11 protein-coding genes are annotated in these 24,644 nt (G+C 72.5%); 1 reads left to right on the top strand and 10 read right to left on the bottom strand.

Going from position 1 to position 24,644, the window contains the following annotated elements:
* Positions 1–11 precede the first annotated feature (11 nt).
* The 3 genes from AC0KUR_RS19495 to AC0KUR_RS19505 are packed head-to-tail and all read right to left on the bottom strand — an operon-like array spanning position 12 to position 15,690.
* Complete coding sequence (locus AC0KUR_RS19495; RefSeq protein ID WP_473376318.1) at positions 12–1,055, bottom strand: GNAT family N-acetyltransferase; 1,044 nt, start codon at positions 1,053–1,055, stop codon at positions 12–14.
* Positions 1,045–6,021 carry an amino acid adenylation domain-containing protein gene (locus AC0KUR_RS19500; RefSeq protein WP_473376319.1) on the bottom strand — a complete coding sequence of 1,659 codons (4,977 nt, stop codon included), beginning with the start codon at positions 6,019–6,021 and terminating at the stop codon, positions 1,045–1,047. Before AC0KUR_RS19500 ends, AC0KUR_RS19495 begins: the two co-directional genes overlap by 11 nt.
* 9 nt (positions 6,022–6,030) lie before the next feature.
* Positions 6,031–15,690 carry an amino acid adenylation domain-containing protein gene (locus AC0KUR_RS19505; protein ID WP_473376320.1) on the bottom strand — a complete coding sequence of 3,220 codons (9,660 nt, stop codon included), beginning with the start codon at positions 15,688–15,690 and terminating at the stop codon, positions 6,031–6,033.
* Between the two features lie 272 nt (positions 15,691–15,962).
* Between AC0KUR_RS19505 and AC0KUR_RS19510 the strand changes: the two genes are divergently transcribed.
* Positions 15,963–17,708, top strand: coding sequence for a cyclic peptide export ABC transporter (locus AC0KUR_RS19510; RefSeq protein ID WP_034186920.1), 1,746 nt, complete (start codon positions 15,963–15,965; stop codon positions 17,706–17,708).
* 122 nt (positions 17,709–17,830) lie between these two features.
* On the opposite strand, the gene AC0KUR_RS19515 is transcribed toward AC0KUR_RS19510, so the two are convergent.
* The 7 genes from AC0KUR_RS19515 to AC0KUR_RS19545 all read right to left on the bottom strand — a co-directional run bounded on the left by AC0KUR_RS19515 (position 17,831) and on the right by AC0KUR_RS19545 (position 24,638).
* A complete protein-coding gene (locus AC0KUR_RS19515) occupies positions 17,831–18,862 on the bottom strand; it encodes an ABC transporter substrate-binding protein (protein WP_473376321.1) in 1,032 nt (343 codons plus the stop codon).
* Positions 18,859–19,659, bottom strand: a complete 801-nt coding sequence (fhuF, locus tag AC0KUR_RS19520) for a siderophore-iron reductase FhuF (RefSeq protein ID WP_059557739.1) — start codon at positions 19,657–19,659, stop codon at positions 18,859–18,861. Before fhuF ends, AC0KUR_RS19515 begins: the two co-directional genes overlap by 4 nt.
* Positions 19,656–21,746 (bottom strand): Fe(3+)-hydroxamate ABC transporter permease FhuB, encoded by a 2,091-nt coding sequence (gene fhuB / locus AC0KUR_RS19525; protein ID WP_473376322.1) that lies wholly within the window; start codon positions 21,744–21,746, stop codon positions 19,656–19,658. Before fhuB ends, fhuF begins: the two co-directional genes overlap by 4 nt.
* On the bottom strand, positions 21,743–22,591 hold the full coding sequence (locus tag AC0KUR_RS19530) for an ABC transporter ATP-binding protein (protein WP_069705159.1): 849 nt from the start codon (positions 22,589–22,591) through the stop codon (positions 21,743–21,745). Before AC0KUR_RS19530 ends, fhuB begins: the two co-directional genes overlap by 4 nt.
* Positions 22,591–23,598, bottom strand: coding sequence for a TauD/TfdA family dioxygenase (locus tag AC0KUR_RS19535; RefSeq protein WP_034186925.1), 1,008 nt, complete (start codon positions 23,596–23,598; stop codon positions 22,591–22,593). Before AC0KUR_RS19535 ends, AC0KUR_RS19530 begins: the two co-directional genes overlap by 1 nt.
* A 42-nt stretch (positions 23,599–23,640) precedes the next feature.
* Complete coding sequence (locus AC0KUR_RS19540) at positions 23,641–23,883, bottom strand: MbtH family protein (RefSeq protein WP_034186926.1); 243 nt, start codon at positions 23,881–23,883, stop codon at positions 23,641–23,643.
* Between the two features lie 86 nt (positions 23,884–23,969).
* On the bottom strand, positions 23,970–24,638 hold the full coding sequence (locus AC0KUR_RS19545) for an RNA polymerase factor sigma-70 (RefSeq protein ID WP_049029660.1): 669 nt from the start codon (positions 24,636–24,638) through the stop codon (positions 23,970–23,972).
* Positions 24,639–24,644: the final 6 nt, after the last annotated feature.

The raw sequence follows: 24,644 nt of genomic DNA on the forward strand, positions 1-24,644 counted from the left end.
AATCCGGCCCGTCAGACGTGACGGCCGGAGAAGAACGTCTCGCGCAGCGTGCGCATCCACAGCGGCTGCGCGTCGGCCAGCGCGAGACGGCGCTGCCGCGCGAAGCCATGCCGCGCGAGATGGTCGGCAACCCGCGCGTGGCCGGCCGGAACGGCACAGCCGACCGCTTCGGTACGCGGGTCGTCGAGAAACAGGTAATGCACGACGGACGGCAACCAGCCGGCCACGCAATGCGGGCCGCGCCAGCGCGACTCGCCGACCAGCATCCGCAGCCCGCGGTCGTAGTCGCGCGCTGCGACGTGCGGCGCGAGCGCGTCTTCCTTCAGCCAGAACGCTTCGAAATACGCGAACGGCTCGCCGTCGAAGCAGCCGACGAGCGGCGTCACGTGCGGATCGGCGTCGAGGGCGGCGCCTCGCGCGCCGTCCGTGCCGCGCGGCGCGGGGTGCGCACCCGGCCAGCCGTCGCGCACGCGCGGTTCGTCGAACCAGCGCGCGAGCCGTTCGGTGTCCTCCGCCGGCTGCCAGCCGCGCAGCGTGAAGCGCACGCCGAGCGCCGGCAGGTCGCGCGCGTAGACCTCGCCGCGCGGCGCGGGCGGCCGGCGCGGGTGGCGCCGGCCGTCGGTGAGCATCGGCAGCGTCGCGCACGGCAGATGCGGGCCGACGAGCCACAGGTCGGCCTGTTGCGCCCAGCCGTCACGCACGCAGCGGCCGCCGTCGGCGAGCACGCCGCTCGCGCGCAGCGCATCGAGCGCGACCGCCGGCCATGCGGCCGGGTCGAGCCGGATCGCCGCATGGCGCGCGCTGTCCGAAAACGCCGCGGCCAGCGCCGCCAGCAGCGCGCGCCGCTGGTCGGCCGGCGCCGCGCGATGGTTGTATGCGACGAGGCGCAGCGCACCGTCGTCGCCGAGTTGCGCGCGCAGCAGCTGCGCACCGATGCCGTCGCCCTGCGCGACACGGATCTCCGTGCCGTCGCGCAGCGCGAACAGGCCGTCCGCGAATGCGAGGCGGTACGTATCGAGCATCGTGAATCCGTCCGGACGCACTTCAGCCAGCATGGCGCGCCTCCTGTGCTGTTTCCGCACGCGCATCCAGCCGTGCACCGAGGGCTGCGAGCGTCGGCGACGCGAACACGTCGGCGACCGTCAGCGCGTGACCGGCACGGCCGGCCGCGTCGACGAAGCGCACGACGTCGAACGACGTCGCGCCGGCTTCGAACAGGTCCGCATCGGGCTCGGGTGCGGCGGTCGCGAACGTGTCGGACCACAAGGCCGCCAGCACCGCCGCCGCATGCGACGACGGCGCGTGGCCCCGTGCTGCCGCGTGTGCATGCGCGCCGAACGCGGCGTCGCGTGCGTCCGGCACGCCGAGCGCCGCTTCCGACGCACCGGCGAAGCGGGCAACTTCATCGTGATAGACATCGACGAGCGCATCGACGAAACCGCGGTCGAGCAGTTCGTCCGCATACGAGAACGCAGCGCTGACGCGCCCGTCCGGATGCTCGACGACGTCCAGCTCCAGCGTGAACACGACGCGATGGCGCACGTCGTCGAATTCGGCGAGCGACAGACCGGCCCAGTCGCGCGCGGCCGCGCCGGTCGGACGCAGGTAGTTGAACATCACCTGGAACAGCGGATTGGCCTGCGCGGCACGCGGTGCGCGCAGCGCGGCGACGACGTCGGCAAACGGCACGTCGGCATGCGCATACGCGGCGAGCGCCGTATCGCGCACCTGCGCGAGCACGTCCGCGCGGCGGTCTGCCGGGTCGATCCGCGTGCGCACGACGACCGAGTTGATGAAGAGACCGAGCGCGTCGCGGGCCGCATCGCCGGTGAGCGCGCGCGTCGACGCCAGCACGCCGACCGGCTGGTCGGCCGCGCCCGTCACGCGGAACAGCGCGGTATTGAGCGCCGCGTGCAGCAGCATCGGCAACGTGGCGTGCGCGGCCGATGCGGCGTCGCGTGCGGCGCGGATCAGGTGCGCATCGAATTCGAATGCGAGACGGGCCGCTCGCCATTGCGGATGGGCCGGCGCGTCCGCACGCTGCGGCAGCACGCGCGACGGCAGATCGGCCAGCGCATCCTGCCAATACGCGACGCGGGCCGGATGGCACGGCGCGGGCAGCACGAGCGGCGCGGCCGGCTGGATCGCGTCCAGCGCCGGCAGCGCGTCGCCGTGCACCCGAGCGACATACCGCGTGCGCACCGCATCGAGCCACAGCTCGATCGATTCGCCATCCGACACGATGTGATGGATCGTCACCGACAGCACGTGGTCGTCCGTGTCGAGCCGCAGCACGCGGGCACGCCACAGCGGCGCATCGGCCGCAAGGTCGAACGGCGCGAGGGCATCCTCGTCGGTCAGTGCGGCGGCTCGGGCAAGCGCATCGGCCTGGGCCGACAGGTCGATCACGGGCAGTTCGACGCCAACATCCGCGTCGATCCGCTGGCCCGGCAGCGCGCCGTTGCGCGCCACGAGCCGCGCGCGCAATGCCGGATGAACGGCGGCGGCATCCGCGAACGCCGCGCGCAGCGCATCGACGTCGAGCGGGCCGCGCACGCGCAGCGCAACAGGAATGTTGTACGCGGCACTGTCCGGCTGCGCGCGCCACAGGAACCACAGGCCGAGCTGCGCGGGCGACAGCGGCCACACGCCATGCGCGTCGGGCTTCGCCACCGCGACGCCCGGCGCGGCGGCGCCGGCATGCGCGGCGCGCGGCGCATCGGCCACCTGCCGCGCGTACTGGGCGAGCACGGGCGCCTCGAACAGCGCGCGTACCGGCACGTCGCGGCCGAGCCGTTCCGCCACGCGTGTCGCGACCCGCACGGCCGCGAGCGAATGGCCGCCGAGATCGAAGAAGTGATCGCCGCGGCCGACGCGCTCGAGATTCAGCACGTCGCACCAGATCGCCGCGAGCGCGGCTTCGTCGCCGTCGTGCGGCGCCTCGTACGCGCGTTCGACGCGCACCGGCGCCGGCAGCCGCGCACGGTCGACCTTGCTGTTCGCGTTGCGCGGCAGCGCGTCGAGCACGATCAGTTGCGCGGGCACCATGTAATCGGGCAGCGTGCGGCGCAGGTGCGCATCGAGCGTCGCGGCTTCGACCGGCTGCGCGGCGGCCCGCGCATCGGCGGTCAGCTCGACATACGCGACGAGCTGCGCGAGCGCACCCTGCCCGTGCACGACCGCGCACGCCTCGCGCACCGCATCGTGCGCGGCCAGCTGCGCCTCGATTTCGCCGAGTTCGATGCGCAGCCCGCGCAGCTTCACCTGGTGGTCGACGCGGCCGATGAAGTCGAATACGCCGTCCGCGCGGCGGCGCACGAGGTCGCCGGTGCGGTACAGCCGCGCGCCCGCCGCGCCGTACGGGTCGGGCACGAAGCGCTCCGCCGTCAGTGCCGGACGGTCGAGATAGCCGCGCGCGACGCCGATCCCCTCGCCACCCAGATACAGTTCGCCGATCACGCCGACCGGCAGCGGATGCAGCCGCGCGTCGAGCACATGCGCGGTGCGCGCGCCGACCGGCGTGCCGATCGGCAGGTACGCGGCGTCGCCGAGCTTCGCCAGATCGTCGCCGGGCCGGAACATCCACAGCGTCGGCGTGATGACCGTCTCGGTCGGGCCGTAGCCGTTGACCACGCGCACGTTCGGCAGCGCACGGCGCAGCATCGCGAACGCTTCGCGCGACGTGGCCTCGCCGCCGACGGTCAGCGAACGCAGCGTCGGCGGCGCACCGTGCTGGAGCGCCCATTCGGCGAGTTGCGCGGCGCAGCCCGGCGGCACATAGGTCATCGTCACGCCGTCGCGCACCATCATCGCGCAGGTCTGCGCGGGCGGCCACAGAACGTCGGCCGTCACCGACACGGCGGCGCCCGACATGTATTGCGAAAACCAGCCTTCATGCGCGCCGTCGAAGTTGACCGACTGGAACAGCAGGAACACGTCGTGCTCGCCCGCGCCGTAGCGCTCGGCGATCGCCGCGCAATGCAGCGCGAACGACGCGTGGTCGACGATCACGCCCTTCGGCTTGCCGGTCGAGCCCGATGTGTAGATCGCATAGGCCGCGTGGCCCGGCAGCACGTCCGGCAGCACGACGTGCCCGGCCTCGTCGAGCGCATCGATCGCATCGGCGCGCCAGACGCGCAGCGCCGGCAGTTCGGGCAGCGACGCGGCGCTCGCGCCGTCGGTCAGCACGTGCGCGATGTTCGCGTCGCCGACGATCTGCGCGAGCCGTTCGCGCGGATGCGCGGGATCGAGCGGCACGAACGCGGCGCCCGACTTCAGCACCGCGATCAGCGCGACGAGCAGGTCGACCGAGCGCTGCAGCGCGACGCCGACGCGCATCTCGGGCCGGACGCCGGCCGCGACCAGATGGCGGGCGAGGCGCGCCGCGCGTGCATCGACTTCGCCGCGCGTCAGCGCGCGGTCGATATCGGCGACACCGCGCGCGTGCGGCCGCGCTTGCGCATGCGCGGCGATACGCGCATGCACGGGCACGAACGGTTCGGCATCGGTCGCGCCGGCCGGCGCGTTCCATGCAAAGAGCTGGGCACGCTCGTCGGCGGGCAGCCAGTCGAGATCGCCGACCGGCCTGTCGGGGCGTGCGAGCGCATCGGTCAGCAACGTGACGAATCGCGCGGCCAGCCGCGCGATCGCGTCCGCGTCGAACAGGTCGAGCGCGTAGATGAAAGCGGCGTCGAACGTGCCGTCGGGCGTCGCCTCGACGGACAGCGTCAGGTCGAATTTCGCGGACGGCGTGCCGGACGGCAGCAACGCGGCCGACGCCGCGCCGAGCGCCGGCAGCGCGCGCCGCTCGCCATACGCGGCCATGACCTGGAACAGCGGATGATGGCTCGCGCTGCGCGGCACGCCGAGCGCGTCGACCACCTGCTCGAACGGCACGTCCTGGTGCATCTGCGCGTCGACAAGCGCGCGCTGCGTGCGTGCGACCAGCGACGAGAAATCGCCGTGCGCGGGCACGTCGACGTCGATCGCCAGCGTGTTGACGAAGAAGCCGATCAGGCCGGCGACTTCCGCGCGTTCGCGGTTCGCGGCCGGCACGCCGACGCAGATCCGCGCGTCGCCGGTCGCGCGCGCGAGCAGTGCATCGAGCGCGGCCAGCAGCACGGCGAACGGCGTCGCGCCCGATGCGGCCGCAAACGCGCGCAGTTGCGCGCCGACGCGCGCGTCGAGCGAAAACACATGACGCGCGCCGCGTGCGCTGCGGCGCGCCGGCCGCGCGGCCGCGCCCGGCAGCGTCAGCACGCCGCGCTGCGGGTCGAGGCGCTCGCGCCAGAACGCGAGCTGACGGTCGCGCTCGCCGGCATCGAGCCAGCGGCGCTGCCACAGCGCGTAGTCGGCGTACTGGATCGGCAGCGGCGCGAGCGGCACCGGCCGGTCGGACGCATACGCACGATAGAACGCCGCGAGTTCGTCGAGCATCACGCCGGACGACCAGCCGTCCGACACGATGTGATGGACGGTCAGCGCGAGCCAGTGATGCGTCGCGTCGAAGCGCACCAGGTGCGCGCGCACGAGCGGCGCCGTGCCGAGATCGAACGGCTCGGCTTCGTCGGCCGTCGCGACGGCCTCCGCGCGCGCCGCGCGCTGCGCGGCCGGCAACGCTTCCAGGTCGGTCTCGCGCCACGGGCAGCGCAGCGGCGCGTGGATCGTTTGCGCGACACCGTCCTGCGCTTCGTCGAAGGTCGTGCGCAGCGCTTCATGACGTGCGATCAGCGCATCGCACGCGAGACGCAGCGCATGCACGTCGAGCGGGCCCGTCAGCGCGAGGCGCTCGGTGATGTGATACGCGTCGGGCGCGTCGATCAGCCGCGCGTGCAACCACAGCCGCGTCTGTGCAAACGAAGCCGGCACGCGCTCGCTGCGCGGCGCGCGCGGCGGAATCGGCAGCACGCGGAAGTCGATGCCGGCCGCGCCGAGCTTGTCGATGAAGACCGCGCGCTGCGCGTCGGGCAGTTGCGCGAAACGCGTCGCGAGCGCGAGCCAGTCGGGTTGAGCCTTCGTCATCCGTCGTCCTTATTGGGTTTCCAGTTCGCCGAGCAGCGCGTCGATCGCGCTCGCCGCATCGGTCTCGCCGCGCGCCGCGCAGGCCGCGTCGATCGCTTCCGCGCAGCGCGCCAGCGTGCGCGTGTCGAACAGCGTGCGCAGCGGCAGCGCAAGACCCCAGTGCAGGTTGGCCTGCGCGTGGGCCTGCGTCGCGAGCAGCGAGTGGCCGCCGAGCAGGAAGAAATCGCCGTCGCGGCCGATCGCGTCCACGTGCAGCACGCGCTGCCAGATTGCCGCGAGCGCGCGTTCGGTGTCGGTCGCGAGTTCGACGGCTTCGGCCGTGTCGCGCACCGGCGCGGGCAGCGCATGACGGTCGCACTTGCCGTTCGGCGTGACGGGCAACGCGTCGAGCGCGATCAGTTGCGACGGCACCATGTACGCCGGCAGTTGCGCGCGCAGTGCGTCGAGCAACGCCGCGCGGTCGAGCGGGCCCGCATCGCCGCGGGCCACGTAGCCGATCAATTGCTCGTCGCGCACGATCACGACCGCATCGTTCACGCCGGGCGCCGCGCGCAGCAGCGCTTCGATCTCGCCCGGCTCGATCCGCTGGCCGCGCAGCTTCACCTGCGTGTCGACGCGGCCAAGGTAGTCGAGCGCGCCGTCGGCGCGCCGGCGCGCGAGGTCGCCGGTGCGGTACATGCGCGCGCCCGGCACGAACGGATCGGGCACGAAGCGCTCGGCGGTCAGCGCCGGGCGGCCGAGATAACCGCGCGCGAGACCGGCGCCCGCCAGGTACAGTTCGCCTGTCGCGCCAGCCGGCACCGGCTGCCACGCGGCGTCCAGCACGTGCAGCTGCAGGTTCGCGATCGGATGACCGATCGGCACCGCGACCGCATTCGCGTCGTCGGGGCCGCAAGTCCAGTGCGACACGTCGATCGCGGCTTCGGTCGGTCCGTACAGGTTCACGAGCGTGGCATTCGGCAGCAGCCGCGCCATCTTCGCGACGAGTTCGGGCGCGAGCGCTTCGCCGCTCGCGACGATCAGGCGCACGCTGTCGCATTGCGCGGCGGCCGAGAAGTCGTCGAGATGAGCGGCGAACGCGGCCAGCATCGACGGCACGAAATGCAGCACCGTCACGCCGTGCGCGTGGATCGCGGCCGCGAGACGCGCCGGGTCGCGATGGTCGCCCGGCGCGGCGATCGCGAGCTTCGCGCCGATCGCCAGCGGCCACACGAATTCCCAGACCGACACGTCGAAACCGAACGGCGTCTTGTGCAGCACGACGTCGTCGCGCGTCAGCCGGTACGCGTGCTGCATCCACGCAATCCGGTTCGCGAGTGCGCCGTGCGTGTTGCCGGCGCCCTTCGGCTTGCCGGTCGAGCCGGACGTATAGATCAGGTAGGCGAGCCGTGCGTCGTCGATCGCGGCGGTGCCGCTTGCGGGCGCGCCGTCCGCTTCGTCCGCCGCATCGGCAAGCAGGTCCGCCACCGTCAGCAACTGCGTGTCGGCGCCTTCACCCAGCGCGGCCTCGACCTGCTCGCGCAGATGGGCCTGTGTGATCGCGACGGCCGGCCGCGCGTCGCGCAGCAGGTACGCGATGCGCTCGGCCGGATAGTCGGGGTCGACCGGCAGGTACGCGGCGCCGGCCTTCAGCACGCCGACGAGCGCCATCACCATGTCGAACGAACGCTCGACGCACAGCGCGACCGGCGTGTCGGGCCGCACACCGCGCCGACGCAGCGCGGCCGCGATGCGCGAGGTTGCCACGTCGAGCTCGCGATAGGTCGCACGATGCACGCCGCCATGAACGTCGGCGTATTCGAGTGCAATCGCGTCCGGCGTCGCCCGCGCCGCCTCGGCGAATTGCAGGTGCAGCGGCTGCCGTTGCGCGATCGGCCACGCATGCGCGGTGTCTTGCGCATGCGCCAGTGCGTCGCGGGTGGCGGCGTCGGCGATCGACAGCGTGCCGAGCAGCGCGTCCGGCGTACGGGCCAGTGCATCGAGCGCACATGCGAACGCACGATGCCAGGTCTCGACCTGACGCGCATCGACACGTGCGGTGTCGTAACCGTAGTCGATCGTCAGTTCGGCGCCGCTTTCGATCACGAGCGTCAGCGCGAAATCGGTTGCCTCGATGCTGCGCACGCCGCTCAATGCCAGCGCGCGCGGATCGGCGTCGCGCGCCGTGTCGTCGACCGGGTAGTTTTCGAACACGACCAGCGTATCGAACAGTGCGCCGCCTGCCCCGCGCGCCCAGCGCTGGATGTCGGCCAGCGGCGTGTGGGCATGTTCGGCGGCGGCCGCGTTCTCGCGCTGCAGCGCCTGCAGCCAGTCGGCCGCGCGTTGCTGCGGCGCCGGTGCGGTGATGACCGGCAGCGTGTTGATGAACAGACCGAGCACCGAGTCGACGTCCGCGAGCGCGTCGGGACGGCCCGCGACGGTCGCACCGAACGCGACGGCCGGCTGGTGCGTCATCCGCTGCAGCGCGAGCGCCCAGGCGCCCTGCACCAGCGTGTTGACGGTCAGCTTCAGCGCGCGCGCCGTCTGCGCGACGCGCGCCAGCGCGTGCGCATCGAGCGTCGCACGCCACGTGACCATCTCGGCCTCGGCGCGATCGGCCGACCGGTCGGCAATCAGCGTCGGTGCATCCAGGCGGGCAAGACGCCCGGTCCAAAAACGCTCGTCGGCGTCGCGGTCGCGCGTGCCGAGCCATGCGATGAAGTCACGGTAGCGCAGCGCCGGACGACTCGCGAACGGCGACACGGCATCCGGGTCGCGATAGTCGCGCAGCACGTCCGCGAGCAGGCGCGCCGTGCTCCAGCCGTCGAGCAGCACATGGTGACGCGTCCACACGACGCGCCATGCGTCGTCCGACACGCGAATCAGCGTCAGCCGCATCAGCGGCGGCTCGCGCCAGTCGAAGCCGCGCGTGCGGTCGGCCGCGAGCCAGGCGTCGAAATCGGCGTCGAGCGTGTCGCCGCGCTCGCGCCAGTCGAGCTGCTCGACCGGGATCCGCGCATGGCGGTGCACGCACTGCAGCGGCGCGGCTTCGTCCGGCATCACGCTCGTGCGCAGAATGTCGTGACGCGCGATCGACGCGTCGAACGCCGTCGCGAGCCGGTCGGCGTCGAGCGCGGTCGCGGTCGCGACGAGCTGGTTCACGTAGCTCGCGTGGCCCGGTGCGAACAGCGCGTGGAACAGGATGCCCTGCTGCATCGGCGACAGCGGATACACGTCGTCGATCGCGCGCCAGTCGAGCGGCGTGCGTTCGATCGCGGCCTGCGTGAGCCCGGCGGCCTGCGCGAGCGGGAAATCGCCCGGCGTCGCGCCGGCGCCGCGATGCGCGATGCGCGACGCGCACGCGTCGACGAGTTCGCGCAGTGCCGACGCAAAGCGTTCGGCCAACGCGTCGATCGTCGCGCGCTCGAACTGCGGCGCACCGTAGACCCAGTGCACCTTGAGCGTGCGCGCGCCGTCGCGGTCCGTATCGAGGTATGCGTGGATCGCGAGCGTGTTGCCGAGCGGCCCCCGCGGATCGCGCTCGACGCCGGTGCCGCCGAAGCGCGGTACGAGCGTGGCATCGCGCGGCGCGTCGAACTGGCCGAGATAGTTGAACGTGACGCGCGGGCGCGGCACGGCGGCCAGCGCCGCGCGCGTCGCCGCATCGCCGTAGTGCGCGAGCACGCCGAAGCCGAGCCCCTTGTGCGGCACGGCGCGCAGCGTGTCCTTGACCGCGCACAGCGTGTCGCGCGCGGTTGCCGCGACCGGCAGCGTCACCGGGTAATGGCTCGTCAGCCAGCCGATCGTCCGGCTCGCGTCCGCATCGTCGAACAGCGCTTCGCGGCCGTGTCCTTCCAGTTCGACGCGGCACGCAGCGGCGTCGCGCGCGCCGGCCAGCGCCAGCGCGAGCGCCGCGCCCAGCAGCTCGATCGTCTGCGTGCGATAGGCGGCATGCGCGTCGGTCAACGCGGCGCGGGTCAATGCCGCGTCGATCGTCTGCACGACGACGGCCGCATCGGCGTTCGTGGCCGTTGCGTCCGGATGATCGGGGACGACGTCGTCGCCCTGCGCCATGCCGGCCCAGTATGCGGCCTCCGCCGTGAACGGCGAGCCCGGTTCCGTCGCGGCACGCGCGAGCCGCGCGGCCCATGCGTCTGCGCGCAGGCCCGGCTGCGACAGGCGAACCGGCGTGCGTTCGCATGCGGCGCGGTAGGCCGTGTCGAGGTCGTCGAGCAGGATGCGCCACGACACGCCGTCGACGATCGCGTGGTGAATCGCCAGATACAGCTGCGTCGAGCCGTCCGGCAGGCGCGCCGCGCATGCACAGGCGAGCGGCCCGCGGCCGAGGTCGAGACGGCGCTGCAGCGCGTCGAAGCGTGCGAGCCCGTCGGCTGCGTCGCGTGCGGCGACTTCGACGAACGGCAATGCGTCGTACGGCTTGGCTGCCTCGCTTGCGCGCCAGACGCCGTCCGCGCCGCGCGCGAAGCGCTGGCGGAACACGTCGTGATGCGTCAGCAGCGCGTCGAATGCGCGCGCGAATGCGTCGGCGTCGAATGCACCGCGCACGTCGAACGCAACCGACTGGTTCCAGTGGCCCGGATGCGGAACGTCGAGCGCGAAGAAGCGCTGCTGCGCGGGCGTCAGGACCGATGCGGCCACCGGCGTCGCGGCAGCGCTCGCGGGCTGGACGGCGGCGGCCGCGTCGTCGGTCTTCGCGATGCGCGCGAGTTCGGCCACCGTCGGGCCGTCGAACAATTGCTTCGGCGTGAAGCGCACGCCGCGCTTGCGGGCACGGGCGATCACCTGCAGCACGAGGATCGAATCGCCGCCGAGTTCGAAGAAATTGTCGTCGCGGCCGACCTTCGGCGCTTTCAGCACGGCCTGCCAGACGTCGGCGAGCACGGTTTCGACCGCACCGCGCGGCGCATCGCCGGACGCAACCGCAACCGGCGCGGCAGCCAGCTCGCGCAATGCCGCGCGATCGATCTTGCCGTTCGCCGTCACCGGCAGGCGAGCCAGCGCGACGAACTGCGCGGGCACCATGTAGTCGGGCAGCTTCGCGGCAAGTGCCGCGCGCACGGCGGCTTCGTCGAAGGCCGCGTCGTCGCGCATCACGACGAACGTCGCGAGCCGCAGGCGGCCGTCGTGCTCGATCGCGAGCGTTTCGGCCTGCGCGACCGGCGCGGCCGCGCGCACGGCCGCACTCACCTCGCCCGGCTCGACGCGGTAGCCGCGGATCTTCACCTGGTCGTCGATACGGCCGAGGAACGCGAGACGGCCATCCGTGCGCAGTCGCACGCGGTCGCCCGTGCGATACAGCCGCGCACCGGGCGTGAACGGATCGGGCACGAAACGCTCGGCGGTTTGCGCCGGGCGCCCGAGGTAACCGCGCGCGACGCCCGGCCCGCCCAGATACAGCTCGCCCGTCGCGCCGGCGGGCACGCAGGCGCCGAACGCGTCGAGCACGAGCGCACGCGCATTCGGCAGCGGCAGCCCGAGCGGCACGCCGCTCGCGGGGTCGCGCGCATCGGCGGCGATCGACGCGGTGTCGCACGCGATCGCGCCGACCGTCGCTTCGGTCGGCCCGTAATGGTTGATCACGCGGCAGGCCGGCGCGAGCGCGGCCAGGCGCGCGACGAGCGCCCACGTGAGCGTCTCGCCGCCCGTCACGAGCGCGTGGCGCGGCAGCACGTCGGCCGGCACGCGCGCGTCGAGCAGCGCCTGCAGGTGGCTCGGCACGATCTTCAGCACGCCGACTTCACGGCGGCGCATTTCGTCCGCGAACTGGTCCGGATCGAACGCGCAGGCGGCCGGCAGCAGATGCAGCGTGCGGCCGGCGCACAGCGCGCCGAACAGCGTCGTATGGCCGAGGTCGGCCGCGACGGTCGACACCATCGCGAACGAGGCGTCGGGTGCGAACGCGAGTTCATCGAGCATCCCCTGCACGTAGTCGGCCAGTGCGCCGTGCGACACGACGACGCCCTTCGGCGTGCCGGTCGAGCCCGACGTGTAGATCAGGTACGCGCCCTGCTCCGGATGCGGCGCGACGCGCACGCCGGCCGCGTGGGCGAGCGTCGCATCCTGCGCGAGCGTGTCGACGTCGAGCGGCTGCGTATCGATGCCGGCCGGCCACGCGGCCGTGTCCGCCACGAGCGCCCAGCGTGCGCCGCAGTCGGCCGCCGCGGCACCGAGTCGTGCGGCCGGCTGCGCGGGATCGAGCAGCACGGCGAGCGCGCCGGCCTTCAGCGCGCCCAGCAGGCCGACGACGAAACGTGCCGACCGTTCGACGCAGACGATCACGGGCGCCTCGGCGGCCACGCCGCGCTGCGTTAGTGCGCGGGCGACGCGGTTCGACGCGTCGTCGAGCTCGGCGAACGTCAGCGAGGTCGATGCGTCGGACAGCACGACGCGATGCGGGTAGGCCGCCGCCTGCCGCGCAAACGCGGCGACGACGTCGGCATGCTCGATGCGCAGTGCGCGCCCGTCGCGCGGCTGGCGCGAGCTTGCCGACGCGTCGCACGGCAGTACGGCCGTCGGGTGTTGCGGATCGTGCGCGGCCGCGCCGACGAGCGCCGCATAGCTGTCGAGCCAGGCACGCGCGGTGTCCGCGTCGATGCAGTCGGTCGCGTACGCGGCGACCAGTTCGATCCCGTTCGCGTCGTCGGTGAAATCCACCGCGAAATCGAAGCGCGCGGCGAGATCGGGCCCCGGCGTCGCGACTGCCGTGGCGCCCGGCAGCACGCTGTCGTGCCGCGCATCGAACTGTTGCGCGAACTTCACCCGCAGCCATTCGTCGCCGCGCTTGACCGGCGGCTTCACCGCATCGACGACGCGCTCGAACGGCACGTCCTGGTGCGCGACCGCATCGAGCGCCGCCGTGCGCGCCGCGTCGACGAGCGCGCGGAACGGCAGCGTGGGCGCCACTTGCACGCGCAGCGCGACGGTATTCAGGAACAGGCCCAGCAGCGCGCGCGTTTCGGGGCGCTGGCGATGCGCGACCGGCACCGCGACGACGACATCCGTTGCGCCGGTCAGGCGCGACAGCCACGCGTCGAGCGCGGCGAGCAGCACCGTGAAGACGGTCGCCTGCGCGTCGCGTGCGAGTTGCCGCACGTCTGCCGCGACCGCGTCGGGCAGGCGCACCGACACGCGCGCACCCTGCAGCGTGCGCACGGCGCCCGGCTGGCGGTCGACCGGCAGCGCAAGCGGGCCCGGCACGTCGCGCAATGCGCCGCGCCAGTAGTCGAGCTGGCGCTCGCCCTCGCCGCCGGCCAGCATGTCGCGCTGCCAGTCCGCGTAGTCGGCGTACTGGATCGGCAGCTCGGGCAGCGACGGCTCGCGGCCCTCGGCGTACGCGCGGTACGCGGCCGACAGTTCGTCGAACGCGCAGCGCGAACTCCAGCCGTCGGTGATCGCGTGATGCGCGGTCAACAGCAGGCGGTGACGATCGTCGGCGAGCGCGACGAGCGTCGCGCGCAGCAGCGGGCCGCGCGCGAGGTCGAACGGCTCGGCCGCGTCGCGCTCGGCGAGGCGCGCGGCTTGTGCGTCGCGCGCGGCGGGCGGCTGGTCGCGCAGGTCGATATCGGCGATCGGCACCGGCAGATGCGCATGAATCCGCTGCATCACGATGCCGTCGTCGTTGTCGACGAGCGTCGTGCGCCACGCCTCATGACGCCCGATCACGTGATCGAGCGCGCGCTGCAGCGCGTCGCGCGCGAGTGCACCGTCGATCGTCCAGTGCGCGGCGATGTGATACGCGGCGCTCGCGTCACGCGTTTGCGCGAGCACCCAGAAACGTTGCTGCGCAAGCGAGGCCGCACGGTCGACATGCGGCGCGCCCGATGCCGCCGGATCGGCCGCGGCGCGACGGGCGGAAATCGCGGCCAGCGGCTCGCCGGTCTCGCGTTCCGCCCGATCGACCGTCCCGGCCAGTTCGGCCAGCGCCGGATCGGCGAACAGCGTGTCGAGCCGCAGGTTCACGCGCAGGGTCGCCCGAATCGCGGCCTGCAGCTGCATCGCGGCGAGCGAATCGGCGCCCAGCGCGAAGAACCGGTCGTCACGCGACGGGATGACGTCAAGGCCCAGCAGCGTCTGCCAGAGGGCGGCGAGCTGCCGCTCGGTCGGCGTACGCGGCGCATCGCCGGCGCCTTGCACCGTGTCGCGCGCGGCGGCAATCCGTTCGCGCAGCGCGGCACGGTCGATCTTGCCGTTCAACGTATACGGCAACGCATCGACCCGCACGAAGCGGTGCGGTTGCCACGCGGCCGGCAATTGCGCGGCCACGTGCGCTTTCAGCGCCGCATCGTCGGCCGCCCCGCGCAGCGCGACGCACGCGATCAGCCGCGTCGGTCCGTTGCCGGTTTCGGCGACCACGGCCGCGTCGGCCACGGCCGGGTGCGAGCGCAGGCACGCGGCGATTTCCGCCGGCTCCACGCGCACGCCGCGCACCTGGACCTGATCGTCGAGGCGGCCGAGATAATCGAATGCGCCGTCGTCGCGCAGCCGCGCGAGGTCACCGGTGCGGTAGACGCGCGCGCCGGGTTCACCCTGCGCATCGGGAATGAAACGTTCGGCCGTCAAGGCCGGGCGACCGTGATAACCGCGGGCGACGCAGACGCCGCCGAGCAGCAGCTCGCCCACGCCATCGGCCGCGGCGCCGTCGACGCGCGCGACGCGCGGGCCGATCACGCGGCCGATCGGCAGCGATGCATACGCGTCGTCGGCCGCCAGCACGGGCGTCTCGCCCGGCTCGACCGGCCACAGCATCGGCGAGATCACGGCCTCGGTCGGCCCGTAGCCGTTGATCAGTCGTACCGACGGAAATGTGCCGCGTACGAACTCGAATGCCTGTTGCGGCAGCGCTTCACCGCCGAACGCGAGCACGCGCAGCGCCGGCGGCACGCCGTCGCGCGCGGCGACGGCCGCGAATTCGCGCAGGTAGGCAGGCGGGAACGCGGCGACGTTGACCGACTCGCGCACGAGCAGCGCATGCGCGGCGTCCGGCGCGAACGGCTGCGGCGGCGCCACGACGATGCCGGCGCCGACGGCGAGCGGCGCGAGCCAGCATTCGTGCGCGGCGTCGAAATTGACCGATGCGAAATGCAGCAGGCGGTCGCCGGCCTCGATCGGCAGCGCGGCCGCGAGCGCGGCGCAATGCGCGGCGAGCGGTCCGTGCTCGACGACGACCGCCTTCGGCGTGCCGGTCGAGCCCGACGTATAGATCATGTAGGCGGCCGAACGCGGGTGAACCGGCACGGCTTCGTCGCCGGCGACGAGATCCTGCTCGCCCGATGCCGCCGCCGGATCAAACGCATGTTCGAACGGCGTGCCGAGCGCCGCGCGGCCGGCCGCGTCGACGATGCCGTGCCGCAGTTGCGCATCCTGGACGATCCAGTCGAGGCGCGCGGCGGGATGGCGCGGATCGAGCGGCACGAACACGCCGCCCGCCTTCAGCACGGCCAGCAGCGCGACGAACAGTTCGCACGAACGCTCGACGCAGACGCCGACCCGCACTTCCGCGCCGACACCGGCCGCGCGCAGTTGCCGGGCCAGGTACGCCGCCCGCGCGTCGAGCGCGCCGCGCGACAGGCGCAGGTCATTCTGGAAAGGAACCGCGATCGCGGGTGCGTCGGGCGCGATGCGCGCCAGTTCGCGGATTCGGTGATGCAGCGCAGTCGGGAAACTCGTCATGTGCGTGAAGTCCTTCGGTCCGGCCGCTTCGGCCAAGTCTCGGGGCCGCTTGGGGCGGCTTCACTGGTGTGACGAACGACGCGGCCGATTTTTTACCGTTTTGCACGCAAAGTGCGTGCGGCCGCATTTTTTTGACGGTGCCGCTAAATATTTGCGTGCCCCGTTCGTCTATCAGGGAGGAAGCCGGAACGGGGCCCCGCCTCGCCCGCCGCTTTCGCGTCAGATTCACCGTTTCCGCGTTTTTGCCTGCCTTCCCTTTACCGACGTTGCCGATGACAGCCGCCCACGAGCCTTCCTCCCCGCCGTCCCTCGACGCCTCTCCCGGCCGCCCCGCGGCGCGCCTGATCCTTGCGCTGCTGCGCGAAAGCCGCGTGTCGCTCACGCTTGCGCTCACTGCGTGCGTCCTGAATGGTGTCGCGAGCGTGCTGCTCGTCGCGACGCTGAACCGCGCGCTCTCTCAACCGGGCGCGGCCGATGCATCGCTCGCGTGGCGCTTCGCCCTGTGCGCGGTGATCGCGCTCGTCACGCGGATCGTGTCGGGCACGCTGTTCGCCCGCCTGTCGCAGGACACGATGGCGCGGTTGCGCGTCCATCTCGCGCGACGCGTCGGCGCCGCCGAATTGCGCGACATCGAGCGGATCGGCGCGGCGCCCGTGCAGTCGGTGCTGACCGACGACGCGACCAACGTGTCGATGCTGTTCTTCGCGCTGCCGAACCTGGTCATGCACGGTTCGATCGTGTTCGGCTGCCTCGGTTATCTCGCCTGGCTGTCGTGGCCCGTGTGCCTGCTGGCGCTGGCCGCGATCATCGCAGGCTCGCTCGGCTATCACACCGGCGACCGCCGCGCGATCGCGTCGCTCGAGGCGGCCGGCCACGCGCAGGACCGCCTGTTCGGCTATCTGGGCTCGCTGTTCTCCGGCGCGAAGGAACTGAAGCTGCACGACGCGCGTGCCCGCCAGTTCGTCGACGGCCAGCTCGGCGCCGCGATCGGCGAAGTGCGCGACCACCGCCGCCGCGCGTTCAGCGCATACGCGGTCGGGGTCGGCTGGATCATCTTCCTGTTCTACGTGTTCCTCGGCGTCGCGTCGTTCTGGCCACAGCTCGGCGTGCATGCCGACCCGGCCGCCGCCGCCGGCTACGTCGTCGTGTTCCTGTTCATGCTCGTGCCGCTCGACGGTCTGCTGAACAACCTGCCGACCGTCAACGCCGCGCGCGTGTCGCTCACGCGGATCGAAGGCGTGATGGCCGAATTCGGCGCGCTGCGCACGGTGCCGCCCGCCGCCGACGCACCCGACGTGCCGCCGGCCGGCGCCGTCACGCTGCGCGGCGTCACGCATGCGTACTTCCACGAACGCGACGAACGGATGTTCAGCATCGGGCCGATCGACCTGACGATCAAGCCGGGCGAACTCGTGTTCATCGTCGGCGGCAACGGCAGCGGCAAGACGACGCTCGCGAAGGTGCTGACGGGGCTCTACGAACCGGAGGAAGGCACGATCGAGGTCGACGGCCGCACGATCGGCTGGCGCGAGCGCGCCGCGTACCGGCAGCGCTTCAGCGCGGTATTCAACGACTTCCACCTGTTCGACGCGCTGCTCGGCATCGTCGATCCCGACGATCCGTCGCGCGCACAGGCCGACGCACGGGCGAACGCGCTCGTCGCGAAGCTCGCGCTCGACCACAAGGTGAAGGTGGTCGACGGCGCGTTCTCGACGCGCGCGCTGTCGACCGGTCAGCGCAAGCGGCTCGCGCTCGTCGTCGCCTATCTGGAAGACCGGCCGTTCTACCTGTTCGACGAATGGGCGGCCGACCAGGACCCGTCGTTCAAGGCCGTGTTCTACGAGCAGCTGCTGCCCGAGCTGCGCGCGCGCGGCAAGGCCGTGATCGTGATCACGCACGACGACCGCTACTTCGATCTCGCCGACCGGCTGCTGAAGCTCGACAACGGGCGCATCGTCAGCGACACGATGCCGGCGCGCTCGCGTGCGCAGGATGGTGTCGATGCACTGAGCGCCTGAGCGACGGGCGACAAAAAAATCGCCGACGCGCTGCCATGGCAGTGCGTCGGCGATTTGCATTTCGGAAGCGAATCGTGCCGGCGGGCAATGCACTGATCGCGCCGATCGCGACACCCTGCCCGTCAGCTCTTGCGCACGGCCGGCAGCGTCAGCATCGTATCGGTCATCACGTCGGCCAGCTTCAGCGCCGACATCGGTCCGCCGAACCCCCAGATGTTGCGTTCGATCAGCGCGATCCGGCGCGCCTTCATCGCGGGCACGAAGCGCCACACCGGCGAATCGAGTTTCGCGGACAGCGGCACGTCCATCCCCGATGCGGTGACGAACATCACGGCCAGGTCGCGCTGACGAAGCAGATCGGCCGACGTCACGTACAGCGTGCCTTCCCGCGTCGGCTTGCGCGGCCACGGATCGAGCCCGAGCGCACGCGCGAGGCCCGCCGACGTGCTGTTGCCCGTGTAGGCCCAGTAACGATCGGGCAAGCCGAGATCCTGCAGCAGCGCGACGCGCTCGCCCGTGCGGCCCGCGGCCGCGAGCCGCGCCGCATTGCGCGCGATGCCGGCGTCGAGCTGCGCATCGACCGCCTGCGCACGCGCGTCGCGCCCCGTCACCGCGCCGATCGTCCGGAAGATCTGCCGCATCCAGTCGAGCTGCGTGACCGGTACGCCGCCGTCGGATACGTTCGGGCTGAACTGGAACAGGATCGTCGGCGCGATCCGGTCGAGCGCGTCGAAGATCGGCGCGTGGCGGAAGCCGACGCCGATGATCAGGTCGGGCTTGACCGCCGCGATCGCCTCGAGCCCCGGCTCCTGCCGCGAGCCGATGTCGGTCACGTGCGCGAGCCGCTCGCTCCGGTAGCCGAGCCAGCCCGGATAAAACGCGGTATCGGCCATCCCGACCGGCACGAGGTCGAGCGCGATCACGCTTTCCGCGAACATGAAGTCGAGTGCGACCACGCGCTGCGGCCGCACCGGCATCTTCGCGCTCGCCTGCGACACGACGGGGTTGCCGGCGAGCGACGCGGTGCCCTGCGTGCCGCGCGCGCCGTCGGCAACGGAAGCCGCGGCAGCCGAGGCGGGAAACGCGCCGCAACACGCGGCGCCGAGTGCCGCCGCGAGTGCGCCGAGCGCATGCCGGCGGCCGGCGTGCGTCACCGGATCGCGTCCTGCTCGGCCAGCGCCGCGTCGTCCATCGTCAGTAGCAGGGGGCAGCTTCCACACAGTTGCGTTTCTCCAGGAATTTCGTAGCGCAGGCAGCACACGCGGCGCGCGCGAAACGGCGTCGGCAGCAGTGCCGAGCGCGGCACGGCGTCGCGCACGGGCATCCGCAGCGGATTCGGTTCGCCGCGCACGCAGGTCGAGCCGAACAGCCAGTCCGCATCGCGGACGGGGTCGGCCGCGCACGGCAGCGAACGATACGTATCGAGCAGATAGTCGAGCAGGTTGCCCGCGTTGCTCCACAGCACGCGCGGCGTGACGCGGCCCATCGCCGCGAGCAGGTCGATCACCGCGCCGAGATGCGCGAGGAGCCCCGCATAGCGCGGCGCGGGATCGTCGCACGGCGCGCCGAGCGCGTCCGGCGCGAAATACAGCGCGGCCGGCATCCCGTCGTCGAGCGCGACGAACGTGCGCGCCGGGTTCATGTCGAGCGGCCGGCCGAGCGTCAGCGCGGCGACGACACCGGCCGGCGCCGCGCGACCGAAATAGTATTTGCTCCATTGCGACATCAGCGCGCGCGCATGCCGCGCGGGATCGCCGCCGTAGTGGCCGACCATCGCGTCGAGCACGATGTCGCGATGCGCGGGCAATTCGGTGACGGGCACGACGATGCGATCCGGCGCGTGCGCGTCGTCGGGCATGCCGAGCCAGACGACATCGAGAGGTTCGGCGAACGGTTGCGGCGCGAACGCCGAAAAGCGCGTGGCGCGCGTCTCGTCGAGCACCGGCGTCATCGCCCCGCGCGCCGGGCGCGGCGCCCCTCGAGGATCAGCAGCCCGAGCAGATACGGTGCGCCGATCAGCGCGGTCAGCACGCCTGCCGGCACTTCGCGCGGCGCGACGACCGTGCGCGCGGCCAGATCCGCGACACCGAGGATCAGCGCGCCGCACGCGGCCGCGAGCCACAGCCGCGTGCGATGCCGGCGCGCGCCGAGCATCGTCGCGACGTGCGGCGCCATCAGCCCGATGAAGCCGACCGGCCCGACCGCCGCGACGGCCGCACACGCGGCGAGCGTCGCGATCGTCAGTGCGAGCGGCCGCAGCACGGCCACCGGCAAGCCGAGCGCGGCGGCCTGGTCGTCGCCGAGCGCGAGCATGTCGAGCGGTTTCGCGAGCCATGCGAACACGGGCACCGCGAGCACGCACCACGGCAGCAGCATCGACACCTCGCCCCAGCTGCGGCCATAGGTGCCGCCGACGAGCCACACGACGAAGCGCGCGGGCTGCACGCTTTCCTGCGTGATCAGCCATTGCGCGAGCGTGGTCCACAACGCGCCGATGACGATCCCGGTCAGCGCGACCGCGAGCGGCGCGTAGCGATGCCGGTGATTCAGCGCGAGCGTGATCGCGAGCGACAGGCCGCCGCCGATCAGCGCGGCGGCCGCGAGCGTCACGTGGCCCATCAGCGGCCACGTCGACAACGCGAACAACGTGACGAGCCCCGCGCCCTGCGTGACGCCGAGCACTTCGGGGCCCGCGAGCGGATTGCGCACGACGCTCTGCATCGCGACGCCGCTGACGGCGAGCAGCGCACCCGCGAGCAGCGCGCACAGCAGGCGCGGCATGCGCAGGTCGATCAGCATCCGCGCGAGCCCATCCTGCCCCGACAGCGCGGCCGACCAGCGCGCGGGCGACAGCCATTCGGGGCCGGCCGACACGCCGACCCACACCGCGAGTGCGCCGACCACGACGAACAGCGCCGTGCGCAGCGGCCAGCCGAGCCGTTCGAGCCAGCCGACGAGCCGCGCCGAGCCGCCGCCCGCCGCCGGTTCCGCCGCGGCATGGAGCACGCCCGACCAGGCGGCGCCGCGCCGGATCATCGCGAGCATCAACGGCGTGCCGACCAGCGCGATCGCGACGCCGGTCGACAGCGTCGCGTCGAGGCCCGACGCGAGTACCGCGCTGTCGGTGACGAGCACGAGCGCGCCGCCGGCGAGCGCCGACAGCGGCACCAGCACGCCGAGCCGCGCGGCGCGCGCGCCGCGCACCTGGCGCAGCAGGTTCGGCGCGACGAGGCCGACATACGACAGCGGGCCCGCGATACTGACGGCCACGCTCGTGAACGCGACCGCGACGATCGTCGCGGCGAGCCGTGTCGCATCGACGCGCACGCCGGCCGCGGCCGCCGCGTCGTCGCCGAGCGTGAGCGGATTCAGCGGCCGGATCACGAACGGCAGCGCGACCAGCGGCACGACGAGCCAGCGCGCGGCGAGCGCGAGGCCAGTCGCGCCCGGCTGGTAAAGGCTGCCGTTGGTCCACAGCGCGGCGCCCGCGATGTTCTGCTCGAAAAACGCGAGCACGAGCGTCGACAGCGCGGCGAACAGCAGCATGCACACGCTGCCCGCGAGCACGAGCCGCAGCGGCGTCGCGCGCCAGCCGCCGGCCGCGGCGATCGCGCACGCGGCGGCGGCCAGCCCACAGACGAACAGCAGCGGCACCGACGCGACGCCCGCCAGCGCCGGCACGAGCATCGCCGCGAGCAGGCCGAGCTGGGCGCCGCCCGTGACGCCGAGCAGGTCGGGCGACGCGAGCGGATTGCGCGTGAGCGACTGGAACAACGCGCCGGCGATCCCGAGGCAACCGCCCGCGACGAGCGCGGCCGCGACGCGCGGCAGGTTGAGGTCGAACAGGAACACGTGCGCGAGCGCCGCGGCATCGCTGCCGGGCGCCGCGTCCCACCACACGCGCAGGTCGGGCGCGACACGCAGCGCCGCGAGTACGGCGATCAGCGCGACAAGGCCGAACGCGATCGCGCCGGCCCGCCCGGTAGCCGCGCCCTTGCCCGCCGCCGCGAGGCGCTTGCGCATCGCGAACGTCGTCATACGGCGAGATCCCGGTCGAAGACGCCGGCCGCCCGCGGCGCGCCGTCGGTGGTCGGACCGTAGGCCGGTACGCACATCGGCGCGCCCGTCTGCGGATGCGCGAGCTTCAGCATGTCGACGCCGAACGCCGCGCGCAGCCGCGCCGGATCGAGCATCGCGTCGGGCGTGCCCTGCGCGACGAGACGGCCTGCGCGCATCAGCACGATCTCGTCGCTGTACGCGGCCGCCTGGTTCAGGTCGTGCAGCACCCATACGATCGTCAGCCCGCGCGTGCGGTTCAGCGTGCGCAGTGCGTCGAGGATGTCGAGCTGGTGATGGATGTCGAGATAGGTCGTCGGTTCGTCGAGCAGCACGATCGGCGCCTGCTGCGCGAGCGCCATCGCGATCCACGCGCGCTGGCGTTCCCCGCCCGACAGCGCGCCGACGTCGCGCTCCGCGTCGTCGGCGAGGCCGCTCGTGTCGAGCGCCTCGTCGATCGCCGCATGGTCGGCCCGCGACAGGCCGCGCAGGAAGCCGCCGTACGCATAGCGCCCGTAGGCGACGAGTTCGCGCACCGTGAGGCCCGACGGAATCTGGTTGAACTGCGCGAGCATCGTCAGCTCGCGCGCGAGCGCGCGACGGCGAAACGATGCGAGCGGCCGGCCGTTCACCTCGACATGGCCGGCACGCGCGGGCTGCAGGCCCGCGAGCGTGCGCAGCAGCGTGCTCTTGCCGCAGCCGTTCGGTCCGCACAGCGCGGTGACGCGGCCGGCCGCGATCGACAGGTCCAGCCCGTCGATCACGACATGGTCGCGATACCCTACCGACAGCCCGCGCGCGGCAAGCGCGGCGGTACTACGCGTCATCAATCCTCCGTTCGGTCGCGCGGGACCGTATAGCTCTGCGCCATCGCGACGACGACCTTGCGCGGCCCCTCGAACGGGTCGCGCGCGTGCGCGGTCAGCATGTTGTCGAGCATCAGCACGTCGCCGGTGCGCCACGGGAACACGATGCGCTGCTGGTCGAGCACGCCGCGAATCTCCGCGAGCGCGTCGGCCTCGAGCGGTTCGCCGTCGCCGTAGTACACGTTGCGCGGCACGTTCTCGAGCCCGACCGCATCGACGAGCGCTTCCTGCATGTCGTCGTCGAGCGCCGACAGGTGGAACAGGTTCGCCTGGTTGAACCACACGCGGTCGCCGGTGCGTGGATGGCGCGCGACGGCCTGGCAGCGTTCGCGCGTGCGCAGCAGCAGCTCGCCGTCGTCGTCGGTGCGCCACGCGCATTCGATGCCGCGCGCCGCGCACATCCGCTCGACCTCGGCCGGCTCGTCGGTGCCGAACGACTGCTGCCACGGCAGGTCGAGCCCCTGGCCGAAATTGCGCACGTACAGCAGCTCGCGCTTCTTGAAACGCGCGACCAGCGCCGGATCGAGCGCGCGATACACCGCGCGGCTGTCCGCGATCGGCGTGGCGCCGCCCTTCGGCGCGGCGAGCGCGCAGTGGAACCAGATCCGCAGCGGCCATTCGCGCGTGTACGACTGCTCGTTGTGCAGCGGAATCGCGCGGTGCGGCGGATATTCGGTCGACGTGTAGACCGCGCCCTCGACCTGGCTGCGCGGCGTCGACGCGTATTCATAGCCGATCAGCGGATCGCCGAACGATGCCGCGAACTGCTGGAACGCGTCGATCGACGGCACGTGAAAACCCGTGAACAGCACACCGCCCGCCCGTTCGAGCGTGTCGGCCGCGATCTCGCGCGCGAGCGGCGCGACATCGTCGATCGACATCCCGTCGCCGCCGCGCGGCGACACGACGGTGGGCAGCCCCGGCTCGATACGCAGGTCGTCGAGCGTCGGCAACGAAAGCAGGGTCATGCAACGTCCTCTTCAGGTGGCGCGCCGGCACGGCGCAGCAGGTCACGATGCGCGCGTCGCGCGCTCGCCGTCCATCGCGCGGCGCAGGCTCGCCGGGCGCATGTCGGTCCAGACGGTCTCGATGTGCGCGAGACAGTCCGCCTTCGGGCCGCTCACGCCGACTTCGCGCCAGCCGGCCGGCACGGGCCGGAACGTCGGCCAGATCGAATACTGTTCTTCGTCGTTGATGACGACCGTGTAGACGAGATCGTCGGTGTCGGCGGTAGGCGTCGGGGCTTGCGTCATGATCGGAAATCGCTGAGGCGGTTGAAGGAGGCGAAGCGGCGGTTTCGGCCGCTCCTGTCTGATAGACGATTGGCCGGCGCGTTTTTTTACCGCCGCCGCGCGCGGCCGCCCAGGAACACCGGGCACGCGACGCCGCGATGGCACGCGTCGAGGCATTCCGCGCAGTGGCGCTCCGCGTCGCGCACCATGAAATGCACGAGCGTCTGCGATACGTTCAGCGCGCGCGCCGCGGTCTGCAGCGTTTCCTCGCGCAGCCGCACCATCTCGAAGGCCGCGCGGCTGCGCGCCGGCAGGTCGTCGAGCGCGGCCCACACGCGCCGTAGCGTGTCGCGCGTCATCAGCGCGGCTTCCGGTGTCGGCTCGGGCGACGGCACGTCGAAGCCGTCGTCCTCTTCCGTGTGATAGACGTTTTCGAGGCTTTGCCGGCGGCACGCGTCGATCGACGCATTGCGCACCATCCGCGTCACGTACGCGACCGGCTGGCGCACCGCGTCCTGGTTCGGGAATTCGACGAGCTTTACGAACACGTCGTGCACGACGTCCTCGGCGCGGCTCGCGCACCCGACGAAGCCGCGCGCGACATTGACGAGCATCGTGCGATGCGAGATCAGCACATCGAGCAGCGCGCCCTGCGCGCGGGGCTCCGACGCACGGCGCGTACGCGGCGCGGCGCGCGGCGGCAGGTCCGGACAACTGCCGAGGAACGGGTTCGCCGCTGCCGCCGCCGGTCGGTCGAGCACTTCCGCCATGGCCATCGATCT

The sequence above is a fragment of the Burkholderia sp. YHN3-13 genome, assembly GCF_055810675.1.